The sequence below is a fragment of the Halomonas sp. AOP22-C1-8 genome (assembly GCF_052378905.1).
Classification (GTDB): Bacteria; Pseudomonadota; Gammaproteobacteria; order Pseudomonadales; family Halomonadaceae; genus Vreelandella; species Vreelandella citrativorans.
Genome location: NZ_JBQSYD010000036.1, coordinates 16,817 through 30,827 on the forward strand (window position 1 = coordinate 16,817; position 14,011 = coordinate 30,827).

Genomic DNA, 14,011 nt, shown 5'->3' on the forward strand with positions numbered 1-14,011 from the left:
GATAGCAGGCACTAATAGAAAGGTAGCTACAAATTACCACCACGCTTAATAGCGCAGTCATAATGGGCATTAACCGCCAGTAATATCCCTGATGGTTTTACGCGAAGCTGGCTGGCGCTCTTCATCAAGCAAGGCCCCACCTAACGCGGCAAGTTCTTCACTCAACTCCACCATTTTGCCCAATTGCACTTTGTCAAAGCCACGTTTGCGCTTGGGCTTATTGAGGATAATGCTGACCCCGCCCAGCAGGTGGTCCTCTTGTTGGAACACCTCTTCTGTAGGCATCAAGCCAGGCGGATACGCATTGGCAATACGTAAGGGGTTTTGTGGGGTAACGCCCAATGCCACATAAATTTTCAACTCTGCATCGAAGTAAGCGCCCCATTTATTCAGGACTAATTGCACCTTCTGATTAAGCTCAATGCTCGGCTGTTGGAACATTACGTAAAATACATGCGTAGGTACCTCTTCAGGCTTGCCAATGGGCTCCTCCAGGAACGGCTCTTCTTGCTCAGGCAAGCCCATGGGCACACGTTCTTCTATAGGCTTTTGGCTAGGCTGTGAGCGTGGGGGAACCGCAGGGGAAGCCGCGGATTTTTCATCACGTTTACCCGCAACCGTTAGCCAAAAGCTATTCCGCTCTCCCAGCCCCAGCGTCTCTCTTTTATATACCAATAAATAACCAGCCACCACCAATGTATTAAAGCTTAACCACCCGGCCCCAATGGCACAGGTCAGCGCCAGCGTATGCGCATTCATTGCTTATAACCCACGTTTTATTGTTAGACGAAAAGTATCGGCCAGTATGGCGAAAAAGCAATTTTAGCGGGCTAGGCAATTAGTGGCATGGTGGGGAACGAGAGAAGGAGAGAAAGGCAAAACATCCGTTGCATGTGTGGAAAATTAACGACTAGCTATCGTCTTTTAGCATCGTTAACGTATGGTCGCGCTGCTGCTTGATCGCTTTATCGAGAATATCGAGAAGGTGGGCATAATCATCAGGCATAGTTGTATCTAGCCCGTGGGCTTCGGCCTGCTCGATGGTTGTTTGGGTTTCGCGTATGACGCTTTCCAATTCCAGTGCTACACGCTCATGCTCATCAGGCGTCATACCTATCGTCATCCTTCATTTGCGCACTGTTTATGTGGCTACCCTAACGACTTTTATGCGCGGCCTTCAATGCGCAAGACACGAACATAGCCCTGGCGCTTTCCCCCCGCCATTTGTAGTATGCTATATAGTGAACCCATTATGTGAAGGAGTTCCCATGGTTATCATGCAAGATGCAGAACAGCGATTTGCAGCACAGACATCGCTTTACACACGTCGTGCATACCAGGCATCATTAAATAGCGGCCATACCGTGGTTGAAATAGTCGATGACAATCTTGTTGAAACCTCACCAGACGGCAGTGTTCGTTTTATAAGAAAGGCACCGCCTAAGCACAAGGTTTCAATTGATATAAAGCTCAAGGTGACCTGATGGCCGAGACGCCACGGTTGCGTATGTTTGCTGGGCCTAACGGCTCAGGAAAAAGTACGATCAAGGATGTCATCCCCACTCATCAAAAAGGGGTTTATATTAACCCTGATGACATAGAAAGTAATGCCAAAGAGTCAGGTACTCTCTATTTCGAGGACTACTCGGTTTATTTATCCAGCACGGCTATCAAGCACTACTTCTATCAGTCGTCATTAACGTTAAAAGCGTCATTAGCACCGCAGCTTGATGCATTAGTCTTTGCAGACAACTGCATTAGATTCCCTCCCTCCTTACCACCAAATTCTTATATTGCGTCTATTGCCTCTGCACTTATTCGAGAGCAACTCACTGCGTCTAACATCAGCTTCACCTTTGAAACAGTCATGTCATCAGAAGACAAGATTGACGTACTGAAAGCGTCTCGTGCTAAAGGTTTTAAAAACTACCTTTACTATATTGCTACCGACGACCCAGCGATCAATGTTCAGAGAGTGCATAACCGAGTAAAAACCGGCGGTCACCCCGTACCTGAAGAAAAAATCCGTCAGCGTTATGATCGCTCTCTTGATTTACTCTTGAAGGCTATCAAGCTTGCTGATCGTGCTTTTATATTCGACAACTCGGGCACTCAAGACATATGGCTAGCGGAAGTAACCCCCAATGGCGACATTCAGCTAAAAGAAGAGAACCTGCCCGACTGGTTCTATCGAAGTGTTATTCAGAAACTGTCGCCTTCCTATTAGACAACATAGCCCAGGCACGTTGGCACTACTTTTCATCGAGGATATAGAAACGCTGTGTGTCATCATCAGGCATGGTTGTATCAAGCCCGTGGGTTTCGGCCTGCTCGATGGTTGTTTGGGTTTCATGGATGAGTGCTTAACGAGCTTGCGCTCGCCGATAAAGCTGGGCAGCACTTTCAATCGCCATTGCCTCGAACGCGTCAAGCGTTAATAGCTGATCATGGCGCTTATCTTCTACCACGGCATTCAACTCTTTCTGATAACGCTTTAACAAATGCTCCAGGTTCATACGGATCATGGTCAGTTCCAGCTGAAACTCCGTTTTCAGCGTGTTTATATGCGCAATGCTTTCCAGTTCCTGGTTAGCCATTAGCGCTTCATCAAGGGTGCCCCCCACCAGCTTTTCGAGGGTATCAAGCTTAGGCACTACGTCATAAATAACATCGTAGGCTGAAATAGTCGGCACATTCGTTTTCATAAGTTCTTCTAAAAAATGGCCCCTTTAAGAAGCCTATTTATAATGTCTAATAATAAGGCATGAGCTTTATCCTCAAGCCTCAATTACTCCAACAGAGAAAGCACGTTCTGTGGAACCTGGTTCGCTTGGGCCAGTACAGACGTACCTGCCTGCCCCAGAATCTGCGCTTTGGTCATACTGGCCACTTCCACCGCGTAGTCAGCATCCATAATACGCGAGCGGGCGGCGGAAAGGTGACGATTGGTTTCGTCATGATTTTCAATGATGGCTAACAGCCGGTTATCCAGAGCGCCAAACTCGCTGCGCTTGTTATCCACTTGGGCGATTGCTCGGTCTAATGTCGCCAGTGGATCAGCAGGGTTGCGGATGCGGCGTGCTTCATCTGTCTCACGTATTGTTACCGTGGTCAGGTCGTTATCCACGTTTGTACTTAGAGAGCTTCCCACTGGGTAATAAAGGATTACGTCACCGTTTCCATTAACGGTTTGCAGCAAATGTTCGCCTTTTTGGTTCAGCACGATGTTGGCGGTTTTCATCGCACCGCTGCCATTTGAAAAGGCGTTTACATTAAACACGTAACCATTTTCAGGCTCAGCGGCCATAACATCTTGATGCGTTGTGCCGTTTAACTCGACATAGTTAACCTGCACATTGGCATTACTCGGCTTAAAATGCACGAACGACGAACCAGCAACAAAAGGCTGGTCGGTGACTGCCCCCATGGGTGTACGTTCACTTACCACGGTGAACGTACTCTCCGAACCACCTGTTTGGCTGGTCACATCAGCGGGATAATACGCATACTGCCCCCCCGCCAACTGCTCTTCGACATAATAAGTGCTGTTTAACTGTACTAGAGAGATGCTGCCGCTGTTGCTTTCATCCTGACCATCCAGGGTCAGGCTATAGTCCGCGCTGCCTTTTTGCACTGTTGGCATATAACGCACTTCACTAATGGGGCCCGGCATATCAGCCGGGGCTACACGCGTGTCTTCCAGCACTTGGGCCACCACACTTCGCTGGCTGTTATCCATGACAAGCTCAACGGGTGTATAGTCGCTCCCACGTGCTATCCAATACTCTCCTCCCGAACGTACGATATCCGCGCTACCTAACGGCCAACTATTGCCGTCCAAGTCGACAGCGCTTCGGGAGTATATAACTTCACCTAATGTGCGTTCAGTCACTGCCTCTCGAACATTAATCGTTACGTCGTTATTGCGGGTATCCGTATCGTGTGATGCGCTAATCGATACATTTTTAAGCTGCCCGCCATCGCCACCTAGCTGGATAACATCGCGGTTATTAAAGCGCACTAAATGTGGTTCGTTATCAGCAGGCACATAAGCAACGCGTGAATGCTCCGCATCGTCGATAGGAATACGCGCCGAGCGGCCCGGCAGGGTGTCAGTATGCGTGATGGTGTCAGGTTCACCCTGGAAGGTAAAATCCTTAAGCCCCAGTGTTTGCACACTAAAGCCGGGGGCGTCTAAATTAACGCTCAGGGTTTCGCCATCGTTGGCGCCTACTTGCAGGGAAAGATGCCCCGCCGTGCCATCCAGAAGCGGAATGCCGTTATATTCGGCCACCTGGTTCAAGCGCTCGATTTCCTTCAGGTTGAGATTAATCTCCGCCTGGATACGGTCGCCCATTTCGCCGTTATAAATTTCACTCAACCCCTGCACGGTAAGCTCACGGATACGCTGCAACTTACCGTTCACTGCCTCCAGCACGCCTTGTGCGGTTTGCGACAACGACACGCCATCGTTGGCATTACGCATCGCCATGCCGCGCCCGCTAATCTGGCTGGTCATGCGGTTAGCAATTGCCTGGCCTGCGGCATCATCCTTAGCGCCGTTGATACGCAAGCCGGATGAAAGGCGCTCCATGGACGTCGCCAGCGCAGACTGATTGCGCTTCAGGTTCGCTTGGCCGTTCATAGATGGCAAATTGGTATGGATCGACGCCATTTACGGGCCTGCCTATTAGTAGTAATTACTTGCTTATCGGCCCGGCTATAAAAAACTTTACCAGTGAGTTACAAGAACTCAACTGGTCGTCAGGTATGGAGAGCTATTAACTCCCTACCCTTCGCCACAGAGTCTATGCACACAACTAAAAAATCTGCCAAAAGCACGTTTCAACACCTGCCCTGGCATCGATTAAAGAAAACGAGCCCCCATAAGCGAAAGCGCATAGTGGATGTCGGCCCGACGCTCGCACCATGCGACCAGACGTCTAAATGTCCATACATACACAAAGAATGCTCGGTCAATTATCACTCACAAGATGCAGGCACTAAAGCACCTGCATCTTGTTAATCACCCCCACTGAACTAACGTAATTCGAAAACACGAAAAAGAGCCGCTCTCCTTTAAGAAACAACCTATAGCGGGTTCTTCGAGAATTTAGCCCACAAAGCATCTAATTTCTTCCTATCAACACCTTGCCTAACTTTAAATACGCCAGCAGTATCAACCTGATCGACCACCTCTAAAAACTCAAGCACTACATGGTATTGTGGTCGGTTCCAAAAATCATGGATAAAAATCCGAGCCATTTCCTGGTCATGCATGTGCTCTATAATATGGATAACTGATGCAATCGTACATGCGACCCTAAAACGACCATCCACAAGAATCAAATCAAATGACTGTTTATGGTGATGAATCGCCTGACTGTATTCAGAAAAATGATGCTGGAATTCACCTGAGACTGGTACCCCCCACTCCTTAGTTGGCCCGATATTGACAGACTCAACTTGGCACTTATCACCCAGTTTATCTTTTAGTGCCCTCACCCATTTAGCGTCGCTTTCCACACCTTCTACTCTCAAGCCTTCTTTTATCGCCCAAACTGTAGATCCACCTGAGCCAAATTCAAAATAGTGCTTTGCTTTTTTTAAATATTTCTTAAACAGCTTTCGTTCCGCATGCGACATGAAAGGAGCATCAGGAAGCGGGAATTCCAATACTTCTATTTTGTCAGACACTTCTATTTTTTCATTCAACAATGACTCAGTAGAAGTTTCGAGTTGAGTGTCAGCTAACTTTTGCAGAATCAAATACTCTTCTGCCTTTTCTTCATCAATTTCAACCAATAGTTTATATGTTAGATCCTTGATGCCATACACCGTGTGCAACAAAAAAGCCAGTTTGGAGCGCTGATTTTCATTTAGCTCAGCCAACCGCTCGTAAGTGGGGAGAAAAACTGCATCGGCACTTTGAAGCTCGGTAGCTTGGCGAATTTCTGCAGGCACGCTGTCCGGCAGGTGGCTTAAGTGCTGTTGGTTGTTGAAACGGTATAGACGGAAACCATGACGTGACATCCAGTGCTGAATTTCAGCTAAGTTTGGCTGTCGTTTATGCGTCGGTTGAAAGGCAATACGCACTTGAATGACCAGCGTGTCTTTAAGGGCTTTTTCACCATTTTCAAGAATTACGGCCGCATCGCTTAAATCGTCCAGAATTAACCAATCCAAACTATCCAGCCCTTCGATGCTATCTAACGCGATGGTATTGATCGGAAGCTTAGCAAGCACGCTTGCACCAGCAGGGTTGGCTCCGTACTGCTGCTCCATTGGCAGCGGTTCCAAGGTGCTGCTAAACACTGGGTCTAAACAGGAATAAAGTGTCGCTGGCTTTCCATCCCCTAAAACAGCATGGGTAAAGACTTGGACACCTTTACTGCCCTCGAACCGCTCAGCATTTATTACTTGGCTTGCTGGATCGAAGGCCACTATGCCAAAAGAATTTAGCTGCCTAAGGGTATCGATGCCCTTCTCAACAACCAATTTTGAGCCATTATCCAGCACTATAATCTTGCCAGGTAGCGACCAGTTAAACCCAGTCGCTTCGACTTCCATACTTTCTGCATAAACAACATCAACGGGTATTTCTTCATCTTCAAATTTCGCCAGCCCAGTTTTATCAAACGTTAGCGCAGCAGGCTGCTTTCCTTCGCAGTGACGCTGCCAAATAGCGCGCATGGCATCGGTAAAGTGTTTTGCAAAGCGGGTAGCATCGCATACAGGCGACTCTAATAAGACTTGACGGAGGTGCTGCCTGATAGTGGCAAGGCTATCTAAATCAGATGCAAGCTCTAAAACTCTTTCTCGATACTCCTCCCAAGAACTAACGACAAGTTCTGGCATGCCCGCATTAATTAAATGAGTAGCACTGTGGCGCCCTGCAAAGGTTGGCCCTGGGAGAGTGACCACCGGAACTCCCATTAATAAAGATTCACAGGTAGTTAATCCACCTGAATATGGCCATGGGTCTAAAGAAATATCCACATCATTGTAGCACTGGAGGAGCTCAACATGAGGGGAAGGTCCTTCAATACGCAGTCGGTCTGCCGAAACCCCTTCTGCCTTCATTAAATTAATAATACGCTCACGCATTTCAGGGCTACCGAGCTGCATGCTTTTAAGGTACAACCTTGAGTTTGGTATTTTATGCATCAACTTAGACCATTGAGCTAACACCTGCTCATTTAATTTAGTAGCATTATTAAAACAGCCAAAAGTTACATACCCATTTTTGTCAGCGGGCAGCGATGACACTGAAGGTCTGTAACGAGGAGGCGTATAACAAATATAGTCATCAGGCAATCGAATTATTTTTTCTGTATAATTGCTATCAACGCCTAAAGGAGTTTCCAGGCTATCACTCAACAAATAATCTATTGAAGCTACACCAGTAGTATTAATCAAACCGCCAACCCATTTAACTATTATCGGAGCTGGGGCATTTGCAATAGCCATCATTCGATTACCAGCATTGTGCCCGGAAAGATCGAAGAGTATGTCGACATCATCTCCCAACACTTGCCGTTCAAATTGCTCGTCACTCATGTACTCAACTGATAGAAAAACATCAGCAACCTTTTTGAATCGACTAGTTATATGATCTTCATGATTATTTGTAGAGTAAAAAAAGAATTTAAACTGCGCACTCCCACACTCTTCGAGTACGGATATGATCATTTGACCAACGGGATGGCTTCGAAAACCATCAGAAACCATTCCAATTTTTAGCTTGCGATCCAAAACTTTACTAGTTCCAGGTCTTCTATTTACATTAGAAGGAGAATATTTAACCCCCCACTGTTGTATAATATCTAAAATATCCTTTTCGGACATTCCAGGATGATAATGAGCTGTTGTTAAAAGGTTGGAAAAAGCTAAACGACTACTATTAGGAAGTTCTAACGCTCTACGATAAGCAGCCATACTTTCATCAAGTCGGCCCAAATCGTTCAAGGCATTACCATAATTATTCCATAGTGATGTATAACCAGGAGAAACTTGAAGCCCTTTTTCATAGCAGTTTAATGCTTCACTATGCTGATGCAAGGCGACCAATACCATTCCTTGAAGCGAAAGGTACTCTGCTTTATCCGGATCCAAACGGCATGCGGTCTGTATATGAGTCAATGCTTGCTGATTTTGACGGCGATGGTGTAATAAATAAGCTATGCCGTGGTGTGCTTCGGCATAATTTGGCTCTATTTCCAAGGCTTTAGCTAATAGTTCTTCGGCTTCCTGAACATTGCCTAGTCGATATTTGGCTTCTGATAAGCGCCCATAAACCTGATGGTTTGCCCTATTTTCATCAACCAGCTTTTGGTACTCACTCGCTGCTTCCAAGTATCTGCCACTTTTAAGAAGAGCATCCCCTTTGCTTCTGCGGGCAGTATGAGAATTAGTGGGCGTTGCAATTGACTTGTTGGCTAGCTTAACTGAAGAAGACCGACGAGATTTATGACGACTCATATATAAACTCACTGCTGGAAAGAGGGCTCAAGCCATCATATCAACTTGCACACTGGCTTTATAAAAAAAACAGGCCCTGTAAACAGGGCCTGTTTCGATATACCTACCGAAGCTTTCTAGCTGCGGAAGTTTAACCCAGCAGAGACAGTACGTTCTGCGGCATTTGGTTCGCCTGGGCCAGAACCGAGGTGCCCGCCTGTTGCAGGATCTGAGCACGGGTCATGTTAGCCACCTCACTGGCGTAGTCAGCATCTTCGATACGTGACCGAGCAGCGGATAGGTTAGTTTCGTTGGTTTGCAGGTTGGTAATTGCAGACTCAAAGCGGTTTTGGATCGCACCCAAACCAGAACGCAGCTCATCAACTTGCTTCAGAGCACTATCGAGCTGCTCCATCGGATTAGCAGTGGCTCCGCTTAGCAGGTCTTTGGCACCCAACGTGGAGCCATCAACAGTGAAAGCTGCAGTTTCAGCGGTACCAGTAATATTAGCGTCTGCTGGATCCAAGGCAACACGGAAGGTTTTAGCAGTGCCCGCCTCCATCTCAAGCCCTTGCAAGTTCAAGGAGTTAATTTCAGCGGCATTGTTTGTCTCAACAACTACATCAACGTACCAGTTGCCGGCTTCATCAACCTGAGCTGTGGTGCCAGTAGTGATTGCATCAGCACCTACACCCAACTCAGTTGCCAAATCAGCATCAAATGCAGCTACTGTAGTGGTATTGATGCTTGTAGCAGTACCGTATGCCTTCTCAAAAGCGGCTTCAGCAGCACCGCCCGCAGTAGTGTCTAGAGCAGTCAAAGCACCATCCGGACCATTAACGTTAAAGCTATCAAGGTTCAAAGTGCCTGCAGTGATTTTTTCCAAGACAACATCGATAGACTCACCGTCGTTGGCACCTACCTGGATAGACAGGCTTTGGTCGTCAGCAAGCACTTTAACGCCGTTGAAGTCAGTCTGTTCAGAGATACGGTCGATCTCAGTCAGGCGCTGATCGATTTCATCCTGGATGGATTTACGGTCTTCAGCAGAGTTGGTGTCGTTCTGGGCTTGAACCGTCAGTTCACGCACACGCTGCAGGTTGTCGTTTACCTGGTTCAGGGCGCCTTCAGCGGTTTGCGCAACAGAGATACCGTCGTTGGCGTTACGCTGAGCCTGAGACAGGCCAGTGATCTGTGAAGACATGCGGTTAGCGATGGCTTGACCAGCTGCATCATCTTTCGCGCTGTTGATACGCAGACCAGAGCTCAGACGCTCCATAGAGGTAGACAGCGCGCTCTGAGATTTGCTCAGGTTTTGCTGACCGATCATTGCTGTGATGTTGGTATTGATCACTGACATGGTGGTATTCCCCTTTCAATAAGACTGGCCACGTGGCCCGCTGTTCGGCGTGTTGTGCGCCGTTATACTTAATAACGGCGCAACGAAGGAAATCTTTAGGGGGAGGCAGTAAAAAATTATGTAATTTTTGGTAACGAGGGGATTATCAACATTCGACACACGGCATGTGGTGGCAGGCGCGGTGTGAGGGATACGTTTATGCTGATTCTTGTGGAGGCTGAGGTTACCCGGCGCTAGCGGCCATGTTGGCCTATAGAGCTGCGTTACTCAACCCCGGCAGCGCGGGGCGCTGCTTCGCCGATGTGTCGGACCACCACTGAAGTGGGCTCCCACAAAAGCAGCCCGAGTGAGTAAGCAGTCTACACAGCCCCCCAACACATCGACACACCCGGTTTTGTGGGAGCTGAGTTCACTCGGCGATGGCGGCGCTAGCCGCCCTTACCCCGGCAGCGCGGGGCACTGCATTGCGGGTGGTTTCTCACAATGAGCGGGGCAGCGGTTTTGTGGGAGCTGAGTTCACTCGGCGATGGCGGCGCTAGCTGCCCTTACCCCGGCAGCGCTATGCGCTGCATTGCGGGTGCGCTTCGCTTACCGCGCACTACATTTGTGCCGTTGGCCTATAGGGTGTGCTGTGTTAACCAACCCCCGGCAGTGCTGCGCACTGCGTTGCGGGTGCGCTTCGCTTACCGCGCACTACATTTGTGCCGTTGGCCTATAACGTGTGCTGTGTTAGCCAACCCCCGGCAGCGCGGGGCGCTGCTTTCTCAGTCAGTGCTTACCTTCGATACGCAGTTTTGCAATATCATGAATAGATAGGCCCGTCGCTTCGGAAATCTGCTCATCATTTAGCACTCCAAACGATAAGAGGTGGCGTACCGTTTCACGCTTTTCTTGTAACGCGTACTTCTCAGCCTCTTGGCGACCTTCTTGGCGACCTTCTTGGCGACCTTCCTGACGACCTTCTAGCCGCTCTTTCTTCACCAGGTTTTCCAGGTTTTCTGCCAACATGTTTTTATCCTCCACCAAACTTGTAAGCGCTTCCAGGTTGATGCCTGCGCCAAGCCGTTGCAGGTGGCGCTTCACCCAGCGCGTAATGATTGGGTCAATGCGCGGTTTATGGGGGTCTGCCTGAATGATCGCGACAATGCGGTCAACCGCTTGTTGCAGGCTTTCCCAGCTCGTGGCCGCGTTTTCAATGCTAAATATACCGCTTAGAGGGCTGTGACGCTGCGCTAGTTCCTCATCAGTGTAAGCACCTTCATCAATTAAATAATAGCGCAGATGCGGCTGGTAAGGCTGTAAAAAGACGGGTGGCGTAGGCTGCACCATGTCGTATATATCATGCTTGGCTGACCAGCGCTCTGTCCCGTTATATAACACAACAGGGAACACGGGCGGCAAGCCTTTACCGGGCGTGGTCGCTTTCGCTTTTAGCAAATGGTCATAGAAGCAGGCAACGTAGTGCATCAGCCGAATGGGCATTGTGCGGTCGACCCGGGATTGAAACTCAAGTAACAGGTAGAGGTAGACCTCCTGGGTAGTCCCTTGCCAGTTCACCTGCACCGACCAGACCAGATCTTCAAACTTCTCTTCAAAAAGCGGTGTGATGTAATTGCCACTATGGAGTTTTAATGTGCTGAAATCCATCAGCTCAGAGATTTCTGGCGGGGCAAAGCCTTCAAGCAGTTGTTGAACAAATTCAGGGTAGCTGAAAAGTTCTTTATAGCCAGTGTCGTAGTGATTAGCCATGGGCCCTCCTGCGCAGTACCGGGGATGTTAGCATGGCCGCGCAAGGGCGATCACTTTTGAGGCCTGGCAAGACAGGTTGTAGAAGCTGAGTTACTCGGCGATGGCGGCGCTAGCCGCCCTTGCTCAACCACGCTCATAACAAACGCGCCTTACTGAGTAAATAGCGCTTCCAGGCTATCAGCGACAAGCACTTGCTCCGACCAAACGGCTAGCTGCTCAGGCGTTGCTTTTTGCAGCTGTTCATCCACCCAATTGGGTAATTGGCCAAATCTAAAGACAAGCAGATTCCTAAAAATTTTTCGCTTTGTCTCTTGATAACCTTCCTCATAGCCCTCTTGATACGCTTTCAGGCGCTCTTTTCTCAAGAGATTTTCCAGGTTTTCTGCCAGCATGTCTTTGTCCTCCACCAGACTGGTGAGCGTTTCAAGATTAACGCCTGCGCCAAGCCGCTGCATGTGGCGCTTCACCCAGCGGGTAATGATTGGGGCAATGCGCGGTTTTCGAAGCGGAGCCAGTGGTTTTGTGGGAGCTGAGTTTACTCGGCGATGGCGGCGTTAGTCGCCCTTACCCCGGCAGCGCGGGGCGCTGCTTTGCGGGTGCGCTTCGCTTACCGCGCACTACATTTGTGCCGTTGGCCTATAGGGTGTGCTGTGTTAGCCAACCCCCGGCAGCGCTGTGCGCTGCGTTGCGGGTGCGCTTCGTTTACCGCGCACTACATTTGTGCAGTGGTGGCGGCGTTAGCCGCCCTTGCTCCGGCTGCGCTATGGGGCTGCTTCACTCGCTCCTACAAGGGCCTGGATGGGGTTACTACTAGCGGCCTAGCTGGGCATCCAGCGCATCAAACTGCTGGGTCAGGTACGAACTCATGCTGTTCATCTCTGCCACCATAACGTCCAGCTGGCTGAACTGGGCGCGATAGCGGGCAATCGTTGCATCGATGCTTTTTTCCATGCGCGCATAGCGTTCATCCAGGCTTTTTACGTTGCTCTCAGCACCTGTAACGGCACCTGTGAGTACGCCGTTGCTACTGGTCATTTGCTCAATGGAGCTGTTTAACTTGCCGGCTAAACCACCGTCTTTATTATCGCCGGCAAAAAACGCGCTTAGCGCCTGCGGGTCATTGGCGATTAGGTTATCGAGCTTTTCATCATCAACTTCCAGCTTACCGCTAAGAGTAGTGCCAGCCTCTAAGGTAATGCCCAGTTGGCTCAGCGTAGAAAGCTCGCCGCCTTCCCCCCCCCCGGTAAGCACGCTACGCAGGCGAGACTCAATCGTGCGCAAGGTACGATCACCCAGTAGCTCTCCTGCTGTTCCACTTTCAGCGTTGAAGCTAGTGAGCCCGTTAGTCGTATCTTTTAAATCGTTATACGCGTCGACAAAATCGTTGATCGCTTCGCGCTGCTTTAGGGTATCGCGCTCAATATTGACGGTACTGGTCGCTTTTTCACCTTCGGCAATGCTTAGCTCATTCAGGTTAAGCGTTACCCCTTGAATAGCGCCTTCCACCTGGTTACTGGCACTGGTAATCGAGATGCCGTTAACCGTTAAAGAAGCATCTTGCCCCTGCTGCTTGGCGCCAGCTTCTTCCGCTTCAGCGAATGGGCCTTGGCCTTCTCCACCTACAAATTCAAAGCTATCAATGGATGCATCTGCACCCGTGGCTTTGGAACTGAGTGCCAAGCGGTAGCCTTCGCCGTCATTAATAATCGTGGCGTTAACACCGGCGTCTTTATTGGCGTTAATTGCATCACGAATATCGTTGAGCGAGCTGTTGGCATCAAATTCGATATCGACCGGATCGCTCTCACTACCCGCAAAATTTAGCCTGATGGCGGTCGCACCGTTTAGCTCCAGTGCGTCTGAGGGTTTATCTATCCCAGTAATACTCTCAGAGGCAAGCGAGCCGTATGTCGCGACCTGACTGACTTCTACCCGGTAACTGCCCGGCAGCGCGCTCGCCGAGGTAGCGGCTTTAATATCATCGCCACGCACACTGGAGGAAAGACTTTGATAAAGCTTTGGATCGTTAATCTTGGCCACCGCATCGTTAAATGCGTTGAGCGAAGTTTGCAACTGCCCGTAAGCGGAAATTTTGGCTTGCTGGTCGGCTTTTTGCTGCGTAATCGGCTCAAGCTTACCGCGCTCGGCTTTTTGAAGCTCATCCAGCAGGCCGGTCAGGTCCAATCCCGAACCTACACCAAGGGAGGTAATTGTTGCCATCAGTACAGTCCTCGCAGACAAAAAAATGGATTCTATAAACTCTATCGGCCGAAAAGGAATTAACTTTAGCCCCTGTGCGCTCATATTTGATAAGTCATGGCCGAACTACTGAATAGCGCCTGCCCCCCCAAACCACACGCTTGTGCTTTCAAACCTCACGGCACATTACGTATTGCTTATACAAGTATTGGCTGGCTGCCATCATTTGTATTTCCAGCCTTT

General features: G+C 49.2%; 12 protein-coding genes. 3 read left to right on the top strand and 9 right to left on the bottom strand.

What is annotated here, in order from left to right:
* Positions 1–69 precede the first annotated feature (69 nt).
* Positions 70–759 carry a cell division protein ZipA C-terminal FtsZ-binding domain-containing protein gene (locus ACT3TY_RS16120; RefSeq protein ID WP_193054749.1) on the bottom strand — a complete coding sequence of 230 codons (690 nt, stop codon included), beginning with the start codon at positions 757–759 and terminating at the stop codon, positions 70–72.
* A gap of 151 nt (positions 760–910) precedes the next feature.
* On the bottom strand, positions 911–1,111 hold the full coding sequence (locus ACT3TY_RS16125) for a hypothetical protein (RefSeq protein WP_193056971.1): 201 nt from the start codon (positions 1,109–1,111) through the stop codon (positions 911–913).
* Between the two features lie 157 nt (positions 1,112–1,268).
* On the opposite strand from ACT3TY_RS16125, the gene ACT3TY_RS16130 reads away from it, so the two are divergent.
* Positions 1,269–1,484, top strand: coding sequence for a hypothetical protein (locus ACT3TY_RS16130; protein ID WP_193056972.1), 216 nt, complete (start codon positions 1,269–1,271; stop codon positions 1,482–1,484).
* Positions 1,484–2,227: a zeta toxin family protein gene (locus ACT3TY_RS16135; RefSeq protein WP_193056973.1), complete on the top strand. Its 744-nt coding sequence runs from the start codon at positions 1,484–1,486 to the stop codon at positions 2,225–2,227. The genes ACT3TY_RS16130 and ACT3TY_RS16135 overlap by 1 nt, the downstream gene beginning before the upstream one ends.
* A gap of 136 nt (positions 2,228–2,363) precedes the next feature.
* Here ACT3TY_RS16135 and ACT3TY_RS16140 read toward each other — a convergent pair whose 3' ends face one another.
* From ACT3TY_RS16140 to ACT3TY_RS16155, 4 genes are all read right to left on the bottom strand, one after another.
* Positions 2,364–2,705, bottom strand: coding sequence for a hypothetical protein (locus ACT3TY_RS16140; RefSeq protein ID WP_193056974.1), 342 nt, complete (start codon positions 2,703–2,705; stop codon positions 2,364–2,366).
* Between the two features lie 83 nt (positions 2,706–2,788).
* The gene (locus ACT3TY_RS16145; RefSeq protein WP_444628890.1) at positions 2,789–4,675 is read right to left on the bottom strand and encodes a flagellin N-terminal helical domain-containing protein; all 1,887 of its coding nucleotides are present in this window, start codon (positions 4,673–4,675) and stop codon (positions 2,789–2,791) included.
* A 416-nt stretch (positions 4,676–5,091) separates the two neighbouring features.
* The gene (locus ACT3TY_RS16150) at positions 5,092–8,481 is read right to left on the bottom strand and encodes an O-linked N-acetylglucosamine transferase, SPINDLY family protein (RefSeq protein ID WP_193056976.1); all 3,390 of its coding nucleotides are present in this window, start codon (positions 8,479–8,481) and stop codon (positions 5,092–5,094) included.
* Positions 8,482–8,611: 130 nt separating this feature from the next.
* The gene (locus ACT3TY_RS16155; RefSeq protein ID WP_444628891.1) at positions 8,612–9,820 is read right to left on the bottom strand and encodes a FliC/FljB family flagellin; all 1,209 of its coding nucleotides are present in this window, start codon (positions 9,818–9,820) and stop codon (positions 8,612–8,614) included.
* 346 nt (positions 9,821–10,166) lie between these two features.
* Between ACT3TY_RS16155 and ACT3TY_RS16160 the strand changes: the two genes are divergently transcribed.
* On the top strand, positions 10,167–10,307 hold the full coding sequence (locus ACT3TY_RS16160) for a hypothetical protein (RefSeq protein ID WP_444628892.1): 141 nt from the start codon (positions 10,167–10,169) through the stop codon (positions 10,305–10,307).
* Between the two features lie 281 nt (positions 10,308–10,588).
* Here the strand turns inward: ACT3TY_RS16160 and ACT3TY_RS16165 are convergent, their stop codons facing one another.
* The 3 genes from ACT3TY_RS16165 to fliD all read right to left on the bottom strand — a co-directional run bounded on the left by ACT3TY_RS16165 (position 10,589) and on the right by fliD (position 13,789).
* The gene (locus ACT3TY_RS16165) at positions 10,589–11,569 is read right to left on the bottom strand and encodes an Rpn family recombination-promoting nuclease/putative transposase (protein ID WP_444628893.1); all 981 of its coding nucleotides are present in this window, start codon (positions 11,567–11,569) and stop codon (positions 10,589–10,591) included.
* Between the two features lie 149 nt (positions 11,570–11,718).
* Positions 11,719–12,024 carry a hypothetical protein gene (locus tag ACT3TY_RS16170; protein ID WP_193054297.1) on the bottom strand — a complete coding sequence of 102 codons (306 nt, stop codon included), beginning with the start codon at positions 12,022–12,024 and terminating at the stop codon, positions 11,719–11,721.
* A gap of 355 nt (positions 12,025–12,379) precedes the next feature.
* Positions 12,380–13,789, bottom strand: a complete 1,410-nt coding sequence (gene fliD, locus ACT3TY_RS16175; RefSeq protein ID WP_444628894.1) for a flagellar filament capping protein FliD — start codon at positions 13,787–13,789, stop codon at positions 12,380–12,382.
* Between the last annotated feature and the right edge of the window lie 222 nt (positions 13,790–14,011).

Coding starts and splice junctions, on each gene's coding strand:
- ACT3TY_RS16130 (WP_193056972.1), top strand. CDS start 1,269: ATGGTTATCATGCAAGATGCAGAACAGCGATTTGCAGCACAGACATCG.
- ACT3TY_RS16155 (WP_444628891.1), bottom strand. CDS start 9,820: ATGTCAGTGATCAATACCAACATCACAGCAATGATCGGTCAGCAAAAC.
- ACT3TY_RS16120 (WP_193054749.1), bottom strand. CDS start 759: ATGAATGCGCATACGCTGGCGCTGACCTGTGCCATTGGGGCCGGGTGG.
- ACT3TY_RS16145 (WP_444628890.1), bottom strand. CDS start 4,675: ATGGCGTCGATCCATACCAATTTGCCATCTATGAACGGCCAAGCGAAC.
- ACT3TY_RS16140 (WP_193056974.1), bottom strand. CDS start 2,705: ATGAAAACGAATGTGCCGACTATTTCAGCCTACGATGTTATTTATGAC.
- ACT3TY_RS16135 (WP_193056973.1), top strand. CDS start 1,484: ATGGCCGAGACGCCACGGTTGCGTATGTTTGCTGGGCCTAACGGCTCA.
- ACT3TY_RS16125 (WP_193056971.1), bottom strand. CDS start 1,111: ATGACGCCTGATGAGCATGAGCGTGTAGCACTGGAATTGGAAAGCGTC.
- fliD (WP_444628894.1), bottom strand. CDS start 13,789: ATGGCAACAATTACCTCCCTTGGTGTAGGTTCGGGATTGGACCTGACC.
- ACT3TY_RS16170 (WP_193054297.1), bottom strand. CDS start 12,024: ATGCAGCGGCTTGGCGCAGGCGTTAATCTTGAAACGCTCACCAGTCTG.
- ACT3TY_RS16150 (WP_193056976.1), bottom strand. CDS start 8,481: ATGAGTCGTCATAAATCTCGTCGGTCTTCTTCAGTTAAGCTAGCCAAC.
- ACT3TY_RS16165 (WP_444628893.1), bottom strand. CDS start 11,569: ATGGCTAATCACTACGACACTGGCTATAAAGAACTTTTCAGCTACCCT.